Source organism: Pseudomonas sp. AFG_SD02_1510_Pfu_092 (assembly GCF_003331055.1).
Classification (GTDB): domain Bacteria; phylum Pseudomonadota; class Gammaproteobacteria; order Pseudomonadales; family Pseudomonadaceae; genus Aquipseudomonas.
In genome coordinates this window covers 45,313-64,103 of sequence record NZ_PUQD01000010.1, presented here as the reverse complement: position 1 = coordinate 64,103, position 18,791 = coordinate 45,313, and the positions used below count along the sequence as shown (strand labels likewise).

Here is an 18,791-nt window from a genome sequence, read left to right as displayed (position 1 = left end):
GCGCATAGCGCACAGTCCAGCCGCTACAGAAGAGGGTTGCAGATGGACAAGACACTGGATGAAGACACCGGCACGCTAGGCCTTACCGTAGGTTCGGCGACATTCCTCGACGGTGTGCTGGACAACAAGAAACTGTTCCGCGTGGAACCGGGCAACTGCTGTGACCATGCCATCGAACAAGCATCGGTATTGATGGATTGCTCGCGGCGAGCATCGTTTATCGGCGTCATGGACAACGAACCGGTGCTGGTCTGGGCGTCGCACTTTCTTTGCGACATGGCCAAGGCACTGATGGACGACGCCCACATGGGCATGCGCAAGAACCGCTGACCGGCCCAGGCGCCGCGGTAAGCAACCCGCGTCGGTTTCAGGATGCGCCTGGTCGCTCGCACGCAACCCCCCGGCGCCACAAATGCCATGCTTGCAGGATGCCTCGGATCAGTGCGCGCAGACGTGCGGCCGCAGGCAAGGAGGCCGCTGGCACCACGCAACCGTGACGTGGCCGGCGTGCCGCAGCAGAACACGCCGGACACCTGCCCTCACAACAATTCAGGCAGGGTCCGTGATGCCGAGGTCCGCTGTATGCCTGATGAATTGCTCCACCTGCCTGTGATCCACCGCATCCTGGCCCGCGACAAGGATACCCCCGGCGCGCTGTTGCCGATCCTGCATGCCATCCAGCACGACATCGGCTACATCCCCGATGCCGCTGTCGACGAAATTGCCCATGCCCTGAACCTCAGCCTGGCCGAGGTGCGCGGGGTCATCAGCTTCTACCACGATTTCCGCACCACGCCGCCGGCGCGCCACACCCTGCGCCTGTGTCGCGCCGAGTCGTGCCAGAGCCGTGGCGCCGAGGCGCTGGCCGCGCAACTGCGCGAACAGCTGGCGCTGGACGACCATGGCACCAGCGCCGACGGCGCCATCAGCCTGCGCCCGGTGTACTGCCTGGGCGCCTGCGCCTGCTCGCCGGCACTGGAGCTGGACGGCCAGGTGCACGCCCGCCTTACCCCTGAGCGCCTGCGCGCCTTGGTCAACGCCTGCCAGGAGGACGCAGCATGCTGAAGCTGTACATACCCTGCGATTCGGTGGCCCGTGCCGTTGGTGCCGACCAGGTCGCTGACGCCTTGCAGCGTGAGGCCGAGCGCCGCCAGTTGACGCTGGACATCCAGCGCACCAGCTCGCGCGGGCTGTACTGGCTGGAGCCGCTGCTGGAGTGCGACAGCGCGCAAGGGCGCCTGGGCTTCGGCCCGGTCACCCCCGAAGACGTACCGGCATTGCTCGACGCCCTGGCCGGCGAACCCGGCAGCCACGCGCTGGCGCTGGGCCCGGTCGAACAGATCCCTTACCTCAACACCCAGCAGCGCCTGCTGTTCGCCCGCGCCGGCATTACCCGGCCCCTGTCGCTGGACGACTACCGTGCCCATGGCGGCTTCGCCGGCCTGCAAGCGGCCGTGGCGCTGGACGGTGCCGAAGTGGTCGCCGCCGTGCTCGATTCCGGCCTGCGCGGCCGTGGCGGTGCGGCGTTCCCGGCTGGCATCAAGTGGCGCACCGTGCGTGACGCCGGGGCCGGGCAGAAGTACGTGGTGTGCAACGCCGACGAAGGCGACTCCGGCACCTTCGCCGACCGCATGCTGATGGAAGGCGACCCCTTCCTGCTGATCGAAGGCATGATCATCGCCGGCCTCGCCGTCGGTGCCGACAAGGGCTATATCTACGTGCGCTCGGAATACCCCGACGCCATCCGCATGCTCGACCAGGCCTTCGCCATCGCCCGTGACGCCGGCTACCTCGGCAACGACGTGGCCGGCAGCGGCCAGGCCTTCGACCTGGAAGTGCGGGTCGGTGCCGGTGCCTATATCTGTGGCGAAGAAACCGCACTGCTCGAATCCCTCGAAGGCAAGCGTGGCATCGTCCGCGCCAAGCCGCCGCTACCGGCGCTGCAAGGCCTGTTCGGCCTGCCGACGCTGGTGCACAACGTGCTTACCCTGGCCTCGGTGCCGATCATCCTGGCCAAGGGCGCGGCGTTCTACCGCGACTTCGGCATGGGCCGCTCGCTGGGCACCATGCCGTTCCAGCTGGCCGGCAACATCCGCCACGGCGGCCTGGTGGAACGCGCCTTCGGCCTGACCCTGCGCGAACTGGTCGAAGGCTATGGTGGCGGCACCGCCAGCGGTCGGCCGCTGAAGGCCGCCCAGGTCGGCGGCCCGCTCGGGGCCTGGGTACCGCCCAGCCACTTCGACACGCCGCTGGACTATGAAGCCTTCGCCGCCATGGGCGCGATGCTCGGCCACGGCGGGGTGGTGGTGGCCGACGACACCCTGAACATGGCCAGCATGGCGCGCTTCGCCCTGCAGTTCTGTGCCGAGGAATCCTGTGGCAAGTGCACCCCGTGCCGCATCGGCTCTACCCGCGGCATGGAAGTGGTCGACCGCCTGATCGCGACCAGCGACATGACCGAGCGCCACGACCACGCGCTGTTGCTGCGTGACCTGTGCGACACCATGCAGTACGGCTCGCTGTGCGCCATGGGCGGCATGACCGCCTACCCGGTAGCCAGTGCGCTGAAGTACTTCCCCGCCGATTTCGGGCTGACCCACACGGAGGCCGCGCAGTGATCAATTTCTTCGACCCCGCTTCTGATAAAAGCAGCGACCTCGGCACCCCGGCCCGTGACAGCGAGGTGCAAGTCAGCCTGAGCATCGATGGCCGCGCCATCACGGTGCCCGCCGGCACCTCGGTGATGCGCGCTGCAGCCATGCTCGGTACCAGCATCCCCAAACTGTGTGCCACCGACAGCCTCGAAGCCTTCGGCTCGTGCCGCATGTGCATGGTGGAAATCGAAGGCATGCGCGGTTACCCGGCTTCCTGCACCACGCCGGTCAGCGAAGGCATGGTGGTGCACACCGAAACCCCGCGCCTGGCCGGTTTGCGCCGCAACGTGATGGAGCTGTACATCTCCGACCACCCGCTGGACTGCCTGACCTGTTCGGCCAACGGCAACTGCGAGCTGCAGACCGTGGCTGGCCAGGTGGGCCTGCGCGAGGTGCGCTATGGCTACGACGGCGCCAACCACCTGGCCGAGAAAAAAGACGTATCCAACCCGTATTTCGACTACGAGCCGAGCAAGTGCATCGTCTGCAGCCGCTGCGTACGCGCCTGTGAGGACATCCAGGGCACCTTCGCCCTGACCATCACCGGGCGCGGTTTCGAGTCGCGGGTGGCGGCGGCAGGCGGTGAAAACTTCCTCACCTCCGAATGCGTGTCGTGCGGCGCCTGCGTGCAGGCCTGCCCGACCGCCACCCTGACCGAAAAGAGCCTGGTGCAGCTGGGCCAGCCCGAGCGTGCGGTCATCACCACCTGCGCCTACTGCGGCGTCGGCTGCTCGTTCCGCGCCGAGATGAAAGGCGACCAGCTGGTGCGTATGGTCCCGGACAAGAACGGCGGTGCCAACCACGGCCACGCCTGCGTCAAAGGCCGCTTCGCCTGGGGCTACGCCACCCACCCGGACCGCATCACCAAACCGATGATCCGCAAGCGCCTGGAAGACCCATGGCAGGAAGTGAGCTGGGACGAGGCGGTGGCTTACGCCGCCAGCGAGTTCCGCCGCATCCAGCTCAAGTACGGGCGTGACTCGATCGGCGGCATCACCTCCAGCCGCTGCACCAACGAAGAAGCCTACCTGGTGCAGAAACTGGTGCGCGCGGCGTTTGGCAACAACAACGTCGACACCTGCGCGCGGGTGTGCCATTCGCCTACCGGCTATGGCCTGAAGCAGACGCTGGGTGAGTCGGCCGGGACGCAAAGCTTCGATTCGGTGATGCAGGCCGATGTGGTGCTGGTGATCGGTGCCAACCCCACCGACGCCCACCCGGTGTTCGGCTCGCAGCTCAAGCGCCGCCTGCGCCAGGGCGCGCGGCTGATCGTGATCGACCCCCGCCGGATCGACCTGGTCGACTCGCCGCACGCCCGCGCCGAGCTGCACCTGCAACTGCGCCCGGGCACCAACGTGGCCATGCTCAACGCCCTGGCCCATGTGATCGTGACCGAGGGCCTGCTGGCCCAGCGCTTCATCGATGATCGCTGCGAAACCGAAGACTTCGCCCGCTGGCGCGATTTCGTCAGCCTGGCGGAAAACGCCCCCGAGGTGCTCGGCCCGGTCTGCGGCGTACCCGCCGAGCAGATCCGCGCCGCCGCCCGCCTGTACGCCACCGGTGGCAACGCGGCCATCTACTACGGCCTGGGCGTGACCGAACACAGCCAGGGCAGCACGGCGGTAATGGGCATCGCCAACCTGGCCATGGCCACCGGCAACATCGGCCGTGAAGGGGTAGGGGTGAACCCGTTGCGCGGGCAGAACAACGTGCAAGGCTCGTGCGACATGGGCTCGTTCCCGCACGAACTGCCCGGCTACCGGCATATTTCCAACGAGGGTGTGCGCGCCGAGTTCGAGCAGGCCTGGGGCGTGAGCTTGCAGCCCGACCCGGGCCTGCGCATCCCCAACATGTTCGAGGCGGCGCTGGATGGCAGCTTCAAGGCCCTGTACTGCCAGGGCGAGGACATTGCCCAGAGCGACCCCAACACCCAGCACGTCACTGCGGCCCTGCTGGCCATGGAGTGCGTAGTGGTGCAGGACATCTTCCTCAACGAAACGGCCAAGTTCGCCCATGTGTTCCTGCCGGGCAGCTCGTTCCTCGAGAAGGACGGGACTTTCACCAATGCCGAGCGACGCATCTCGCGGGTGCGCAAGGTCATGGAGCCGCTGGCCGGCAAGGCCGACTGGGAAGCGACCGTGGCCCTGGCCAATGCCCTGGGCTACCCGATGAACTACCGCCACCCGTCCGAGATAATGGACGAGATCGCCCGCCTGACGCCGACCTTCCACCGCGTCAGCTACGCCGAGATCGACCGCCACGGCAGCCTGCAGTGGCCGTGCAACGACGCCGCGCCAGATGGCACGCCGACCATGCACATCGAGCAGTTCGTACGTGGCAAGGGGCGCTTCATGCTCACCGGCTATGTGCCCACCGAAGAAAAGGTCAACAGCCGCTACCCGCTGCTGCTGACCACCGGGCGCATCCTCAGCCAGTACAACGTCGGCGCCCAGACCCGCCGCACCGGCAACGTTGCCTGGCACGATGCCGACCGCCTGGAAATTCACCCGACCGACGCCGAAAGCCGTGGCATCGCGGACGGCGACTGGGTCGGTATCGGCAGCCGTGCCGGGCAGACCGTGCTGCGCGCCAGGGTCAGTGCGCGGGTGGCGCCGGGGGTGGTGTACACCACGTTCCACTTCCCTGAATCGGGGGCCAACGTGATAACCACCGACAACTCCGACTGGGCCACCAACTGCCCGGAGTACAAGGTCACGGCGGTGGAAGTGGTGAAGGTGTTCCAGCCTTCGCAGTGGCAGAAGCGCTATCAGGACTTCAGTGATGAACAGCAGCGCTTGCTGAAGGAACGCCGCACAGCAGAAAAAGCCGAGGTGCGCCGATGAGCAGCGACAGCCTGGTCAAGATGGCCAACCAGATTGCCCATTACTTCGACAGCGAGCCGAACCGGGCGCTGGCGGTGCAAGGGGTACGGCAGCATCTGCAAAGCTTCTGGACGCCGGCGATGCGCCGGCAGCTGGCGGAGTGGATCGAGGCCAATGCAGGGGAGGGGCTGGACCCGAAGGTGCGTGAGGCGTTGGGCTAGCTATTACTTGCAAGAAATCGCTGTGGGAGCGGGTTTACCCGCGAATGCGTCGTTGGACTCACCGCCGCTTTCGCGGGTAAACCCGCTCCCACAGGGGCCCTGCAATTTCAAGGAATCCTATGTCCTCCTGAGGAAGGAAAACTCAGCCGCGGGCCAGCTCGGCCAGGTGCGCGATGGCTTCTTCGCTCTTGAGCACCAGCACATCCCCCTCCAGCGCATCCAGCACCACCTCCGAAGTGTTGCCGATCAGCGCCCCGGAAATCCCCGTGCGGCACACCGTGCCGATCACCGTCACCACCGCATCGAGCTGCTTCTCGGTATGCGGGATCAGCACATCCGCCGGCCCTTCGGCCACATGCAGGCGCTCTTCGCCGATGTCGTATTCCGCCTGGAAGGCCTTGCACGCGTCGCGGTAACGCTGCTCGATGGTCTCGCTCAGCTGGTACACCGGGTCCGACGCCGACAGCATCGGTGAGGGATGAGCGCTGATCACATGCAGCTCGCCCTTGGCCAGTTTGGCGATCTCGAACCCATGGTCGATGATGCTGGCGTGCAGGCGGCGGTGGTCTTCGTCCTGGTTACCCACATCCACGGCCGCCAGGACCTTGCCGCCGGTCCACGGTCGCTCGCTTTTCACCATCAGTACGGCACACGGGCAGTGGCGCAGCAGCTTCCAGTCGGTGGGGGTGAGCAGGGCCTTTTTCAGCGGGTTGTCCGGGCGGTGTTCCTTGATCACCAGTTCGCAGCCTTCGGCCTGCTGCACGTAGATGATGGTGTCGTGCAGGTTGCCGCGCCAGGCCTCTTCGTGGGTGACGTTGTCGTAGCCGTCATCATGCAGCTGGCTGCTCAGCAGGCTCAGCAGTGCGCTGTGGTCATGTTTCCTGTCGCACATCAGCAGGTGCAGGCGCGCGCCGGTGACCCCGGCGATCAGCTTGGCCCGGGTCAGCGCCCGGCTGTGGGCGTGCTCGGGGTCGAGGACGACGAGGATGCTGCGGACCGCTTGCATGGGGTCAACTCCGTTCAGAGAAAGTGGCAAGCCGATGGGCTTGGCAAACTATAGTCGGCACTCGCCGCGCGGGCGCTTGATGCACATCAAGCATAGTCACTGGCGCCGCCCGCCGCCGCCGGTATAATCGCCGGCCCTGCCTGTTCTGTGTGGTTGCACGCTTATGTCCCTGATTCCCGAAATCGACGCTTTCCTGGGTTGCCCGACGCCAGACGCCTGGATCGAAGCGGCGCTCGCCGACCAGGAAACCCTGCTGATCGACCACAAGAACTGCGAATTCAAGGCCGCCAGCACCGCCCTGAGCCTGATCGCCAAGTACAACACCCACCTCGACCTGATCAACATGATGTCGCGCCTGGCCCGCGAGGAGCTGGTGCACCACGAACAGGTGCTGCGCCTGATGAAGCGGCGTGGCGTGCCGCTGCGCCCGGTGTCGGCGGGGCGTTATGCCTCGGGCTTGCGGCGCCTGGTGCGCGCCCACGAACCGGTCAAGCTGGTGGATACCCTGGTGGTGGGCGCGTTCATCGAGGCGCGCAGCTGCGAGCGCTTTGCCGCGCTGGTGCCGCACCTGGATGAGGAACTGGGGCGCTTCTACCACGGCTTGCTGAAAAGTGAGGCGCGCCACTACCAGGGTTACCTGAAGCTGGCGCACAACTATGGTGATGAGGCAGACATTGCCCGCCGGGTGGCGCTGGTGCGCGCGGCCGAGGTCGAGCTGATCCAGTCACCCGACCAGGAGCTGCGCTTTCACAGTGGTATCCCGCTGGCGCAGGCCGCCTGATTCGCACCAGGCGGCGCCCGGCGTCAGTGACGGCGGCCCAGCAGCAGGCCGGCGACCAGGCCGAGGCCTGCGGAAATGGCCACGGTCTGCCACGGGTGGCCGCCGATGTAATCCTGGGTGGCCTCGACCACCGGTTGCGCGCGGCTGCGCACCTTGTTGGCGGCATGGCGCGCCTGGCGCAGCTTCAGGCTGACCTGCGCGCGCAGGGTTTCCGCCTCTTCACCGACCAGTGCGGCGCTGTCGTTGAGCAGTTTTTCCGATTCTTCGATCAGCGCCTGCAACTCGCTGAACACCTGGTCCTTGATTTGATCGCTGTCGGCCAGCGCGGCGTTTTTCCGGGCCATGAACTCGTCCTCGTCGATGGTGTGGTTTGAACAATGGATACTTGCGCGCCAGAAAAGTTGCTTCGGCGTGCGGCTGGGCTGTTGGTGTAAGATAGCCGCCATTTACCGTCAGGCAGGTGAGTCATGAGTTTCAATCTGGCCAACATGAGCTTCGAGGAACGGGCGCAGATCGAGGCAGAGAAGGCCCGGCTGTTCGAGCTGTGGCAGAACAACCTGGGCAAGGCCAAGGGCGAAGCGGCCCGGCTGATCGCCGAAAAGCCACGGCGCAAGGGCAAATGGGCCGAGTGGGTGCGCGCCGAGCTGGACGGCATGGCGCCGCCCGAATACGCCAGCATGGTGCGCAGCGAAGTCAACAAGCTGATGGCCGCCGCCAGCGCCAGCCGCTGACGGCACCGCGCCCGGCGCTTACCAGGCGGCGCCCTTGGGCAGGTCCAGCTTGCCCTCATCGGTAAAGCGCACGGTGCCCAGCAGGCCGCCGGCGAGCTTGCCGCGCAGCACGTAGGGCAAGCCCTGCAGCGAATCTACCCGGCCCAGCCCGTAGGCCTGGCGCAGGAAGGAAAACGCCGTGATGCTCACCGGCACCACGATCACTGCCTCGCCATAGCGGCCAATGTGCCCTTGCTGGTCACTGACCCCGGCCGCCAGCGGCTGGCCGTTCACGTCCAGTTTCACGGCAATGCCGTTGTAGTCGATCGGCGTCTCGTTGGGGTTCTGCACCCGCATCTTCACCGCCATGCGCAGTTCCAGCTCCTGCCCGGGCAGCGGCTCGATACCGATCACGCTGATGTTCACCGGGTCGCGCGCCTGCAACAGCGTGCAGGCGCCCAGGCCGCAGGCCAATAGCAGGATCAGCGACAGCCGGGCGTAGCGGTTCAGACGGGCAACCATGGGTACGACCTTGCCAGAGTGGGTGAGCGGGCAGTGTGGCAAATGCGCGTCGGCGTTGAAAGTCTGCCTGCAGATGAAAGATACTGTTTCTCATTAACGCCCGATAATTTCTCCTGATGGCGGTTCCCAAACCCATGCTGACCTCACCCGTGTCGGGCCTGCTGGCGAGTTTCCAGGAGCACTACGACGACCTGCTGCATTTCCTCACCCGGCGCATGAACGACCGTCAGCGCGCCGCCGATGTGGCGCAGGAAACCTACCTGAAGCTGGTCACCCTCGACCAGCAGGCGCTGCCGGTGCGGCATGCGCGCAGCTTCATCTTCCGCGTGGCCGGCAACCTGGCGATCGATGCCTTGCGTCGCGAGCGGCGCATTGCTGCCAACCATGGCGACAGCGACCAGGCGGGCGAGGTGGCCTGCCCGGCGCCGGCCCCCGAGGCAGCGCTGTTGGCCCGGGAGCGCCTGCGGATTCTCGACCAGGCGCTGCTGCAGCTGCCCGACAATGCCCGCCAGGCACTGCTGCTCAACCGCGTCGAAGGCCTGACCCAGAAGCAGGTCGCGCAACAGCTGGGGGTTTCCGAAAGCATGGTGGCCAAGTACATCGGCCAGGCCTTGCGCCATTGTCGCGACTGGCTGAAACAGGCCGGTGTGGCGGCTTCGGTAGTGGTGCTGATTGCCGCTGCAGCCGGTTGGCAGCAGGCGCCGCTGTGGCTGGCCGATTACCACACCGCGGTGGGTGAGCGGCAAGTGATCACCCTGGCGGATGGCTCGCGGATAACCCTGAACAGTGCCAGTGCCGTGAGCGTGGTGTTCGACGAGCACGAGCGGCGGGTAGTGCTGGATGCCGGCGAGGCGCTGTTCGAGGCCGCTGACGAGGCACGGCCGTTCGTGGTCGAAAGCGGCGCTGAGCGGGTGCAGGGCAACGCTGCCACCTTCAGCGTGCGCCGCGATGGCCGTGTGCTATTGGCACGTGGCCAGGCCCGGGTCGGCGAGCATGAGCTTGCGTTGGCGCCCGATGCCGAGGCGCAGACCGCCTGGCGGCGGGGCAAACTGATTTTCAACGGCAAGCCGCTGGGGCAGGTGCTGGCGGAGCTGGAGCGTTACCGGCATGGGCGGATCGTGTTGTCGGACAGCAGGCTGGCGGCAATGGAGGTCAGCGGGGTGTTCGACCTGAATGAGCCGGAGGCCCTGTTGCGGAGCCTTGAACAGCGTTATGGGCTGAAGGTGACCTACCTGCCGTGGTTGGCTGTGGTTCATTGATCAGTCTGTGCCGGCCTCTTCGCGGGTGAACCCGCTCCCACACGGGACGGCGTATGTCTCGGGAGCACACGGTACCTGTGGGAGCGGCTTTAGCCGCGAAGGGTCCGGCACAGGAATAAAAATATTTTCCATTCAGCACTGCAAGTTCCCGTCAGTCAGATCGTCGTAGTGGGACTGTCAGCAACCCATTCTCATTTACGACTTGTCTGGAAGCTCATTCGTGCCTCTGATGCTCAAGCCCCTACACCGCCGTCGCGGTACGTTTCACCACGCACTGATGTCCTGCAGCGCCCTGGCCATGCTGGTCGGCCCGCTGCACGTATCGGCCACCAGCGCTGCCGAACCGGCCCAGAGCCAGGCCCGCCAGGTCCAGCTCGACCTGCCCGCGCAGCCGCTGGACCAGGCCCTGACCTCGTTCGCCGACCAGGCCGGCCTGCACTTGCTGTACACCACCGGCGATGTCGCCGGCCAGGCCAGCCCGGCGCTGCGCGGCAGCTACAGCGTCGAGCAGGCATTGCAGCAGTTGCTGGCCGGCAGCGGCATGAGCTGGCAATTCAGCGATGCCCGCACGGTGACCCTGCGCAAGGCCGACGCCACGCCGCAGGCGGTCAACCTCAAGCCGATCGAGGTCAGCGTGGCCTCGCGCACCAGTACCGCGATCAGCGAAATCCCCGGCACCGTCTGGGTAGTTGACCAACAGCAGCTGCGTGAGCAGATCGACAGCGGCGTCAGCCTGAAGGAAGCCATTGGCAAGCTGGTACCCGGCCTCGACCTGGCGCCGGAAGGGCGCACCAACTACGGGCAGAACATGCGCGGGCGCAACGTGCTGGTGATGATCGACGGGGTCAGCCAGAACAGCTCGCGCGGCCTGTCGCGCCAGTTCGACAGTATTTCGCCGTTCAACGTCGAGCGCGTCGAAGTGTTGTCTGGCGCCAGCGCCATCTACGGCGGCGGCGCCACCGGCGGCATCATCAACATCGTGACCAAGAAGGGCGAACCCGGCCCGGCGCGCTTCGAGACCCAGCTTGGCGCCAGCAGCGGTTTCAACAACAGCGACGACCTGGCCACCCGCTTCGCCCAGTCGGTCAGTGGCGGCAACGAGCGGTTCAACGCCCGGCTGGGCGTTTCCGGCGAGCAGAACGAGGCCTTCTACGACGGCGCCGGCGAGCAGATCTTCATCGACAACACCCAGACCGACCTGCAGTACAACCGCACCCTCGACGTACTCGGCACCTTGGGGATGCAACTGAACGACCAGCAGAGCCTGGACCTGCTTGCCCAGTACTACGATTCGGGCAACCACGGCAGCACCGGTATCTACTTCCCCAACCTCAACCACAACGCCCCGTCCGACCTGGAAGACGCCGAATTGCGCAGCGGCTATTCCTCGGGCCTGGAGCCGCGCACCCGGCGCCTGCTGCTGAACGCCAATTACCACCACACCGACGTGCTGGGCCAGGATTTCTACTTGCAGGCCTCGTACCGCAAGGAAGACGACAATTTCTACCCGTTCCCGTACTACAACCGCGCCACGCCCACCGGTTCGCGCGGGGTGTACTTCGCCGCCTCGCAACAGAACTTCGAGGTCAGCAGCCTCAAGGGCCTGTTCGCCAAGCAGTGGGACACATTGAAGCTGACCTACGGCGTCGACCTGGACCGCGAGCGCTTCAACGCCGAGCAGACCACCTTCAACGCGCAGACCTCTTCCGAGTCCGGTGGCCTGCAGCTGGACAAGGACAGCAAGGCCGCACGCTACCCCAGCTACCGGGTCGATGGCGTGTCGCTGTACGGCCAGCTGGACTGGCATGCCAGCGATAACCTGACCCTGTCCGGCGGCGCCCGGCACCAGCAGATGGATGTGGATGTCAGCGACTTCAAAGGCGTGCCGGGCGGCAGCAACGACTACCAGGTCAACCTGTTCAACCTCGGCGCCATCTACGACTTCAACAATGGCCACCAGGTGTGGACCAACTACGGCGAAGGCTTCGACCTGCCGGACCCTGCCAAGTACTACGGCAAGCCCGGCCTGAGCGTGGCGGACAACCCGCTGGCCGGCATCAAGAGCCGCCAGGTGGAGCTGGGCTGGCGCTATGCCGACCTGGACTGGGATGCCCAGGCGGCGCTGTACTACATCTGGTCGGACAAGATCATCAACGTCGACTCGCAGAGCTTGACCATCGATGTGGAAGACCAGAAAAGCCGCGACTTCGGCTTTGAAGGTGCGCTGACCCGGCACTTCCAGAGCGGCTGGGAAACCGGTGGCACGCTGCACCTGACCCGTTCCGAGGAAGAGGACGTCGATGGCGGCTGGCGCAAGCGCGATGCCCGCTATGCCTCGCTGTCGAAGGCCACCGCGTTCGTCGGCTGGAAGGGCGATGGCCGCAGTGCGCGGTTGCAGGCCAACCATGCCTTCAGCCTGAAGGACGATGCCGACCACGAAATCGACGGTTACACCACCTTCGACCTGCTGGCCAGCCAGGACACCGGCTTCGGCACCTTCAGCGCCGGGATCCAGAACCTGCTGGACAAGCAGTACAGCACGGTCTGGGGGCAGCGTGCGACGCTGTTCTACTCGCCGACCTACGGGCCGGCGTACCTGTATGACTACCAGGGGCGCGGGCGCACCTACACACTGACCTGGAGCATGGCTTACTGACACTGCGCGGTTCTGTGGGAGCGGCCTTGTGTCGCGAAAGGGCCGCAAAGCGGCCCCGGCACTATGTGCTGCGGAGTTGAAGCCTGGGGGCGCTTCGCACCCCTTTCGCGACACAAGGCCGCTCCCACAGAGACCGCACATGCCTGAGGAAGTCGCGGTCCCTGTGGGAGCGGGTTTACCCGCGAAGAGGCCGGCTCAGGCGAATGCTGCCAGCAAATCCTGCGCAAACGCCTGCTGCGCCTCGCCAACCACCTGCGCCCGGTGCCTGGCCAAGGTAAACGGCACGACGAAATCCAGCCCCGGGTCCAGCGCCCACAGCAACCCCTCGGCCTGCCATTGCTGCGCGCAATGACACGGCAGATAGCCGATGTGCCGCCCTGACAGAATCAACGTCAGCACGCTCTCGATCTGCTCTGCCACCGCCATGCTGCGCCGGCTCTGGAACGGCTCGCCGCCCTTGAGCAAGCGGTACGGGTGGCGTACCTGGTCGATGTCCAGCAAGCGCTCGCGCCCGACATCCGCCGCGCCGAACAGCACATGGCCCTTGCCGCAATACAGCCGTTGCCGTTCTTCGAACAGCGGCTGGTAGTCGAAGGCGGCCTGGTTACCGGAAAAGTAGCTGATCGCGTAATCCAGCCGCTGCTCCAGCAGCAGCCGTTCCAGCTCTGCCGGCGGCGCGCTGATCAGCTCCAGCTGCACCGCCTCCTCGCGCCTGCGAAACGCTGCGATGGCCGCCGCCAGCTTCAGGCTCACCGTCTTGTCCTGGTTCTCCGCCATGCCGATGCGCACGGTGCCCAGCAGCCGCCCGGCAACGCCATTGGCCTGCTGGCGAAACTGCTCGATGTTCAGCAACAACCCACGGGCGGCGTCCAGCAGCAGCGCACCTTTTGCCGTCAGCTGAAAACCACCCTTGCCGCGGCTGCACAGGCGGTAGCCCAGGCGCGCTTCCAGCTGGGCCATGCGCTGGCTGATGGTGGGCTGGCTCAAACCCAGCACGCCCTGCGCGGCGCTGAAGCCACCGGCCTCGACTACAGTGACGAACAGCCGCAGCAGGTGCAGGTCCGGGTCGTGCACTTGTCCGAGCATTGCATTGCTCCTGATGAATGTCAGCTTTGCAAACTTGCCATTTCTGCAATGTAACCCGGCTGGCATGCTCGCGGCATCCACCCATTTGCCGAGGTGCCCGCCATGCGTCGATCGTTGTGTCTGCTGTCCCTGGTCCTGGCCTTGCCGTTGCAGGCCGAAGAACGGGTCGTCAACCTGTACAGCTGGGCCGATTACGTCGCCCCGCAAACCCTGCAGCGCTTCGAGCAGGAAACCGGCTACAAGGTGCGCTACGACACCTTCGACACCACCGAGGTGCTGGAAACCAAGCTGCTGACCGGTGGCAGTGGCTACGATGTGGTGGTGCCGTCCTCGGCCGTGCTGGCCCGGGCGCTCAAGGCCAATGCCTTGCAGCCGTTCGACCTGCAGGCCATGCCCGGCTACGCCAACCTCGACCAGGACCTGCTGGCCAAGCTGGCCGAGGCCGACCCCGGCAACCGCCATGCGCTGCCCTACACCTGGGGCACCCTGGGCCTGGGGGTGAATGTGCAGGCCGTACGCCAGCGCCTGGGCGAGGTGCCCCTGGACAGCCTCGACCTGCTGTTCAAGCCCGAGTACGCCAGCCGCCTGAAAGACTGCGGCATCGCCATGCCCGACTCGCCACAGGAGGTGATCGGCGTGGCCCTGAATTACCTGGGCAAGGACCCTTACAGCCAGGACAAGGCCGACCTGGCTGCCGCGCAACAGCTGCTGGGCCAGTTGCAGCCGTCGATCAGCTATGTCGCCAATGGCCGGCAGATCAGCGACCTGGCCAACGGCAGCGTGTGCCTGGCGCTGACTTACAACGGCGACGCGGCGATGGCCGCCGAACAGGCGCGCCGTGCCGGCAAGCCGTTCGAGCTGATCTACCGCATCCCCCGCGAAGGTACGCTGGTGTGGCAGGACAACCTGGTCATCCCCAGGGACGCACCGCACCCCGAAGCGGCGCGGGCCTTCATCGCCTTCATGCTCAAGCCCGAATCCGTGGCTGCGCTGACCAATACGCTGTTCTTCGCCAACGCCAACCAGGCCGCCACGCCGCTGGTCGACGAAGCGGTGCGCAACGACCCGGACATCTACCCGCCGGCCGAGGTGCGCCAGCGCCTGTATGCCGACCGCAGCATGGCGTTGGCCGACCTGCGCCAGCGCAACCGCTTGTGGACCGCCTTCCGCAGCCGCCAGTAACCCCCAACCACACAGGAGCCCGACCGTGGAGCAAGCAGCAGAAAACGACCAGGCCATGACCCGCGACAGCCTGTACGGCACCGCCGCGGAAAGTACCTACGCCGGCATTACCAGTTTCTCCCGCCGCCGCTACAGCCGCGACTTGCGCGGCGTCGATGTGGTGGTCAGCGGCGTGCCATTCGACACCGCCACCAGCAACCGGCCAGGTGCGCGCTTCGGCCCGCGGGCGATCCGCGCCGCCTCGGTGCAACAGGCCTGGGCCCGGCACTGGCCGTGGGCGTTCGACCCGTTCGAGCAGCTGGCCGTGATCGACTATGGCGATTGTGCGTTCGACAGCGGCACGCCGCAGGCGGTGCCAGACACCATCGAGGCGCATGCCGAGCATATTCTGCAGGCCGGTTGCGCCATGCTCACCCTGGGCGGCGACCACTTCATCAGCTACCCGCTGCTCAAGGCTCATGCCCGCCGGCATGGCCCGCTGGCGCTGATCCACTTCGATGCGCACAGCGACACCTGGCCGGACGAGGAGGGCCGGCGTATCGACCACGGCACCATGTTCTGGCATGCCGCCCGCGAAGGCCTGGTCGACCCGGCCAGCTCGGTGCAGATCGGCCTGCGCACCACCAATGAAGACAGCCAGGGCTTTGCCATCCTCGACGCCCGCCAGGTGCACCGCCAGGGCACCGAGGCGGTGGTTGCAGCGATTCGCCAGCGGGTGGGCGAGCGTCCGGTGTACCTGACCTTCGACATCGACTGCCTCGATCCGGCCTATGCGCCGGGTACCGGTACGCCGGTGTGTGGTGGCCTGAGCACGGTGCAGGCGCTGGAGATTCTCGGCGGCTTGCGTGGTATCAACCTGGTGGGCATGGACCTGGTGGAAGTGGCACCGGCCTATGACCATGCCGATATCACCGCGCTGGCGGGGGCCACCCTGGCGATGGAAATGCTGTGCCTGTATGCGGCGCGGCACAAGGTGGACAAGGGCCAGTGACCTGGGGCCGCTTTGCGGCCCATCGCGACACAAGGCCGCTCCCACAGGGATCGCGTACCCCTGTAGGAGCGGCCTTGTGTCGCGATGGGCTGCAAAGCAGCCCCCAGACCCCATACTGAAACATCAGGAATCATCTCCACCCGCATTCACACTTTTGCCGCGAACCCTTCGCGCCTTAGGCTATCAAACCCACCAGGCGCGGCATTTCGTGCAGGAGGTTAAGCATGACCCCGACATTGCCCATTCTGGCCCTCGGCCTGGTGCTTTGCCTGCCCGCGCAAGCGGCCGGCGAGTCACCCTTGCAACTCGCCGCCGGCAACAACAACCCCTACAACAGCCCGATCCAGCGCGCCAACCCCAATAGCCGCCAGGGCAGCGTGCCAGCCACGCCGCCCGTGCGCGGCCCGTCCACCGACCCGTACCAACGCACGCCCAGCCTGGACAACCGTGGCATCGGCAACGGCGACAACCTGCGCCGTCAACAGCAAACCCCCAACCTGGAACCCACCCGGCCACCGCGCGACAACCCGCGCGCGCCGTGACCTGCCGACGAAAGGAATCCTGCATGCTTCGAGCACCCTGGCTTGCCACCCTGACCGCCGCCGCCCTGCTGCCCCTGCTGGCGCAGGCCGCCAGCGAACAGCAGTTTCGCAGTGAACAAGGCACCTTGACCGTCAGCACCGTCGCCGACGGCCTGCGCAACCCGTGGGCGCTGGCTTTTTTGCCGGGTGGCAAGGACATGTTGATCACCGAGCGCGCCGGCAACCTGCGGGTGGTGAACGCCGAAGGCAAGGTCGGCGCGCCGATCAGCGGTGTGCCCAAGGTCTGGGCCGAAGGGCAGGGCGGCCTGCTGGATGTGGTGCTGTCGCCGGAATTTGACAAGGATCGCACCGTGTACCTGTCCTTCGCCGAAGCGGGCAGTGATGGCAAGGCGGGGACTGCGGTCGGCCGTGGCCAGCTGTCCGAGGACCGTGCCCGGCTGGAGAACTTCAACGTGATCTTCCGCCAGCAGCCCAAGCTGTCGGACGGCAACCACTTCGGCTCGCGGCTGGTGTTCGACCGTAATGGCTACCTGTTCATTGCCCTGGGCGAGAACAACCAACGCCCCACCGCGCAGGACCTGGACAAGCTGCAAGGCAAGGTCGTGCGCATTCTGCCGGACGGCGAAGTGCCCCGGGACAACCCCTTCGTCGGCCGCGACAACGTGCGCCCGGAGATCTGGTCGTTCGGCCACCGCAACCCGCAAGGCGCCGCACTCAACCCCTGGACGGGCCAGCTGTGGACCCACGAACACGGCCCGCGTGGCGGCGACGAGATCAACATCCCCAAACCGGGCAAGAACTATGGCTGGCCGATCGCGACCCACGGCATCAACTACTCGCTGCTGCCGATCCCGGAGGCCAAGGGCAAGCATGTGGAGGGCATGGTCGACCCGCACCATGTCTGGGAACAGTCGCCGGGTATCAGCGGCATGGCGTTCTACGACAGCCCGACGTTCAAGGCCTGGGAGCACAATCTGTTCATTGGCGCGCTGGCGACCCAGGAGCTGATCCGCCTGCAGCTGAAGGGCGACAAGGTGGTGCATGAGGAGCGTCTGCTGGGTGAGCTGAAGGCACGTATCCGCGATGTGCGGGTGGGGCCGGACGGCTATGTGTATGTGCTGACCGATGACAAGGACGGCGCGCTGTTGAAGGTCGGGCTGGGCGACACCTGATTTCTGACTGTGGTACTCGCCCTCTGTGGGAGCCTTTAATACTGTCGTTTTACCTGCGTAGAATGCCGCGCATGGCTATCGACCCCCACTCCCTCTACCAGCAAGCCCTGACCACCCAGGGCTACGTCGCCGACCCCGCCCAGGCCCGCGCCGTCGCGGCCTTGCAAGCCTGTTTCCAGGCCGTCGAACAGGGCCGGCCGACCCATGGCATCTACCTCTGGGGCCCGGTCGGCCGCGGCAAGACCTGGCTGATGGACCAGTTCCAGCGCTGCCTGCGGGTAACCAGCCGGCGCCAGCACTTCCACCATTTCATGGCCTGGGTCCACCAGCGGCTGTTCCAGCTCAACGGCACCGCCGACCCGCTGCTGGCGCTGGCCGGGGAGCTGGCCGGGCAGATTCGCGTACTGTGCTTCGATGAGCTGTTCGTCAACGACATCGGCGATGCCATCATCCTCGGCCGCCTGTTCCAGGCCCTGTTCGACCAAGGCGTGGTGATCGTCGCCACCTCCAACCAGCCACCCGAGCAGCTGTACCGCGACGGCTTCAACCGCGAGCGTTTTCTCCCGGCCATCGCCGCCATCCAGCGGCACATGCAGGTGCTGCCGGTCGCCGGGGAACAGGACCATCGCCTGCACCCCGGCGCCGAGCGCCAGCGCTACTGGGTCGCGCAAGCAGGGCAGGCCAGCCAGCTGGAGGCGGTGTTCCACCAGCTTAGCCCGGACGATGCGGGCTGCGCCCTGCCGCTGGCCATCGGCTCGCGGCAGGTGCAGGTGGTGCGGCGCAGTGCCCAGGCGATTTGGTGCCGTTTCAGCGACCTGTGCGAACAGCCGCTGGCGGCCATGGAGTTCATGGCCCTGTGCGACCGTTTTCCGGCCATTCTGGTGTCGGGTATTCCGGCTTTGGGCGGTGAGCAGCGGGCCGGGCGCATTGCCCGAGGCACCGAGGATGCGGCGGCGCGGGTGGTGGCGGGCGACCGCGAACTGCCGGCGCTGTCACCCAAGGACGATGCGGTGCGCCGCTTCATCGCCCTGGTCGACGAATGCTATGACCGCCGGGTGGCGCTGTACCTGGAAGCCCAGGTAGCGCTCGAGGCGCTCTACACTCAAGGGTATCTGGCGTTCCCGTACCAGCGCACCCTGAGCCGGCTACGGGAGATGCAGCTGCAACGCTTCGCCTGAAAAGGAGCC

The 18,791-nt window shown here is 66.2% G+C and carries 18 protein-coding genes; 14 read left to right on the top strand and 4 right to left on the bottom strand.

Annotated features, from left to right (window positions below):
- Positions 1-42 precede the first annotated feature (42 nt).
- The 5 genes from C6A77_RS07285 (at position 43) to C6A77_RS07265 (ending at position 5,697) form a co-directional block, all read left to right on the top strand.
- Entirely contained in the window at positions 43-330 is a 288-nt protein-coding gene (locus C6A77_RS07285) for a DUF3077 domain-containing protein (protein WP_114168855.1), read from the top strand.
- Positions 331-582: 252 nt separating this feature from the next.
- Positions 583-1,065 (top strand): formate dehydrogenase subunit gamma, encoded by a 483-nt coding sequence (locus C6A77_RS07280; RefSeq protein ID WP_114168876.1) that lies wholly within the window; start codon positions 583-585, stop codon positions 1,063-1,065.
- Positions 1,059-2,618: a formate dehydrogenase beta subunit gene (locus C6A77_RS07275; RefSeq protein WP_114168854.1), complete on the top strand. Its 1,560-nt coding sequence runs from the start codon at positions 1,059-1,061 to the stop codon at positions 2,616-2,618. Before C6A77_RS07280 ends, C6A77_RS07275 begins: the two co-directional genes overlap by 7 nt.
- Positions 2,615-5,497 carry a formate dehydrogenase subunit alpha gene (fdhF, locus tag C6A77_RS07270; protein WP_114168853.1) on the top strand — a complete coding sequence of 961 codons (2,883 nt, stop codon included), beginning with the start codon at positions 2,615-2,617 and terminating at the stop codon, positions 5,495-5,497. The genes C6A77_RS07275 and fdhF overlap by 4 nt, the downstream gene beginning before the upstream one ends.
- Positions 5,494-5,697, top strand: a complete 204-nt coding sequence (locus C6A77_RS07265) for a formate dehydrogenase subunit delta (RefSeq protein ID WP_114168852.1) — start codon at positions 5,494-5,496, stop codon at positions 5,695-5,697. Before fdhF ends, C6A77_RS07265 begins: the two co-directional genes overlap by 4 nt.
- 142 nt (positions 5,698-5,839) lie before the next feature.
- Here the strand turns inward: C6A77_RS07265 and C6A77_RS07260 are convergent, their stop codons facing one another.
- Positions 5,840-6,703 (bottom strand): universal stress protein, encoded by an 864-nt coding sequence (locus tag C6A77_RS07260; protein WP_114168851.1) that lies wholly within the window; start codon positions 6,701-6,703, stop codon positions 5,840-5,842.
- 163 nt (positions 6,704-6,866) lie between these two features.
- Here C6A77_RS07260 and miaE point away from each other — a divergent pair, with 163 nt between their 5' ends.
- Positions 6,867-7,484: a tRNA isopentenyl-2-thiomethyl-A-37 hydroxylase MiaE gene (gene miaE, locus C6A77_RS07255; protein ID WP_114168850.1), complete on the top strand. Its 618-nt coding sequence runs from the start codon at positions 6,867-6,869 to the stop codon at positions 7,482-7,484.
- 23 nt (positions 7,485-7,507) lie between these two features.
- Here the strand turns inward: miaE and C6A77_RS07250 are convergent, their stop codons facing one another.
- A complete protein-coding gene (locus tag C6A77_RS07250) occupies positions 7,508-7,828 on the bottom strand; it encodes a DUF883 family protein (protein WP_114168849.1) in 321 nt (106 codons plus the stop codon).
- A 123-nt stretch (positions 7,829-7,951) separates the two neighbouring features.
- On the opposite strand from C6A77_RS07250, the gene C6A77_RS07245 reads away from it, so the two are divergent.
- On the top strand, positions 7,952-8,215 hold the full coding sequence (locus C6A77_RS07245; protein WP_114168848.1) for a hypothetical protein: 264 nt from the start codon (positions 7,952-7,954) through the stop codon (positions 8,213-8,215).
- Between the two features lie 18 nt (positions 8,216-8,233).
- Here C6A77_RS07245 and C6A77_RS07240 read toward each other — a convergent pair whose 3' ends face one another.
- The gene (locus tag C6A77_RS07240) at positions 8,234-8,716 is read right to left on the bottom strand and encodes an LEA type 2 family protein (RefSeq protein ID WP_114168847.1); all 483 of its coding nucleotides are present in this window, start codon (positions 8,714-8,716) and stop codon (positions 8,234-8,236) included.
- A gap of 134 nt (positions 8,717-8,850) precedes the next feature.
- On the opposite strand from C6A77_RS07240, the gene C6A77_RS07235 reads away from it, so the two are divergent.
- Together C6A77_RS07235 and C6A77_RS07225 are read left to right on the top strand one after the other, a co-directional pair.
- A complete protein-coding gene (locus C6A77_RS07235) occupies positions 8,851-9,975 on the top strand; it encodes a sigma-70 family RNA polymerase sigma factor (RefSeq protein ID WP_114168846.1) in 1,125 nt (374 codons plus the stop codon).
- A gap of 229 nt (positions 9,976-10,204) precedes the next feature.
- Positions 10,205-12,631, top strand: a complete 2,427-nt coding sequence (locus C6A77_RS07225; RefSeq protein ID WP_114168845.1) for a TonB-dependent receptor — start codon at positions 10,205-10,207, stop codon at positions 12,629-12,631.
- A 195-nt stretch (positions 12,632-12,826) separates the two neighbouring features.
- Here C6A77_RS07225 and C6A77_RS07220 read toward each other — a convergent pair whose 3' ends face one another.
- Positions 12,827-13,717 (bottom strand): LysR family transcriptional regulator, encoded by an 891-nt coding sequence (locus C6A77_RS07220; RefSeq protein ID WP_114168844.1) that lies wholly within the window; start codon positions 13,715-13,717, stop codon positions 12,827-12,829.
- A gap of 102 nt (positions 13,718-13,819) precedes the next feature.
- Between C6A77_RS07220 and C6A77_RS07215 the strand changes: the two genes are divergently transcribed.
- From C6A77_RS07215 to zapE, 5 genes are all read left to right on the top strand, one after another.
- Positions 13,820-14,899, top strand: coding sequence for a polyamine ABC transporter substrate-binding protein (locus C6A77_RS07215; RefSeq protein ID WP_114168843.1), 1,080 nt, complete (start codon positions 13,820-13,822; stop codon positions 14,897-14,899).
- A gap of 25 nt (positions 14,900-14,924) precedes the next feature.
- Complete coding sequence (gene speB, locus C6A77_RS07210) at positions 14,925-15,890, top strand: agmatinase (RefSeq protein ID WP_114168842.1); 966 nt, start codon at positions 14,925-14,927, stop codon at positions 15,888-15,890.
- A gap of 224 nt (positions 15,891-16,114) precedes the next feature.
- Positions 16,115-16,432 carry a hypothetical protein gene (locus C6A77_RS07205; protein ID WP_114168841.1) on the top strand — a complete coding sequence of 106 codons (318 nt, stop codon included), beginning with the start codon at positions 16,115-16,117 and terminating at the stop codon, positions 16,430-16,432.
- Positions 16,433-16,455: 23 nt separating this feature from the next.
- On the top strand, positions 16,456-17,604 hold the full coding sequence (locus tag C6A77_RS07200; protein ID WP_114168840.1) for a PQQ-dependent sugar dehydrogenase: 1,149 nt from the start codon (positions 16,456-16,458) through the stop codon (positions 17,602-17,604).
- A 71-nt stretch (positions 17,605-17,675) separates the two neighbouring features.
- Positions 17,676-18,782, top strand: a complete 1,107-nt coding sequence (gene zapE / locus C6A77_RS07195) for a cell division protein ZapE (protein ID WP_114168839.1) — start codon at positions 17,676-17,678, stop codon at positions 18,780-18,782.
- The last annotated feature ends 9 nt before the right edge of the window (positions 18,783-18,791 follow it).

Bases quoted from the DNA above. Each gene is read 5' to 3' on its own strand.
- C6A77_RS07235 (WP_114168846.1), top strand. From the start codon at position 8,851: ATGCTGACCTCACCCGTGTCGGGCCTGCTGGCGAGTTTCCAGGAGCAC.
- C6A77_RS07240 (WP_114168847.1), bottom strand. From the start codon at position 8,716: ATGGTTGCCCGTCTGAACCGCTACGCCCGGCTGTCGCTGATCCTGCTA.
- C6A77_RS07285 (WP_114168855.1), top strand. From the start codon at position 43: ATGGACAAGACACTGGATGAAGACACCGGCACGCTAGGCCTTACCGTA.
- C6A77_RS07245 (WP_114168848.1), top strand. From the start codon at position 7,952: ATGAGTTTCAATCTGGCCAACATGAGCTTCGAGGAACGGGCGCAGATC.
- C6A77_RS07220 (WP_114168844.1), bottom strand. From the start codon at position 13,717: ATGCTCGGACAAGTGCACGACCCGGACCTGCACCTGCTGCGGCTGTTC.
- C6A77_RS07205 (WP_114168841.1), top strand. From the start codon at position 16,115: ATGACCCCGACATTGCCCATTCTGGCCCTCGGCCTGGTGCTTTGCCTG.
- C6A77_RS07200 (WP_114168840.1), top strand. From the start codon at position 16,456: ATGCTTCGAGCACCCTGGCTTGCCACCCTGACCGCCGCCGCCCTGCTG.
- miaE (WP_114168850.1), top strand. From the start codon at position 6,867: ATGTCCCTGATTCCCGAAATCGACGCTTTCCTGGGTTGCCCGACGCCA.
- C6A77_RS07215 (WP_114168843.1), top strand. From the start codon at position 13,820: ATGCGTCGATCGTTGTGTCTGCTGTCCCTGGTCCTGGCCTTGCCGTTG.
- C6A77_RS07250 (WP_114168849.1), bottom strand. From the start codon at position 7,828: ATGGCCCGGAAAAACGCCGCGCTGGCCGACAGCGATCAAATCAAGGAC.
- zapE (WP_114168839.1), top strand. From the start codon at position 17,676: ATGGCTATCGACCCCCACTCCCTCTACCAGCAAGCCCTGACCACCCAG.
- C6A77_RS07265 (WP_114168852.1), top strand. From the start codon at position 5,494: ATGAGCAGCGACAGCCTGGTCAAGATGGCCAACCAGATTGCCCATTAC.
- C6A77_RS07280 (WP_114168876.1), top strand. From the start codon at position 583: ATGCCTGATGAATTGCTCCACCTGCCTGTGATCCACCGCATCCTGGCC.
- C6A77_RS07275 (WP_114168854.1), top strand. From the start codon at position 1,059: ATGCTGAAGCTGTACATACCCTGCGATTCGGTGGCCCGTGCCGTTGGT.
- C6A77_RS07260 (WP_114168851.1), bottom strand. From the start codon at position 6,703: ATGCAAGCGGTCCGCAGCATCCTCGTCGTCCTCGACCCCGAGCACGCC.
- C6A77_RS07225 (WP_114168845.1), top strand. From the start codon at position 10,205: ATGCTCAAGCCCCTACACCGCCGTCGCGGTACGTTTCACCACGCACTG.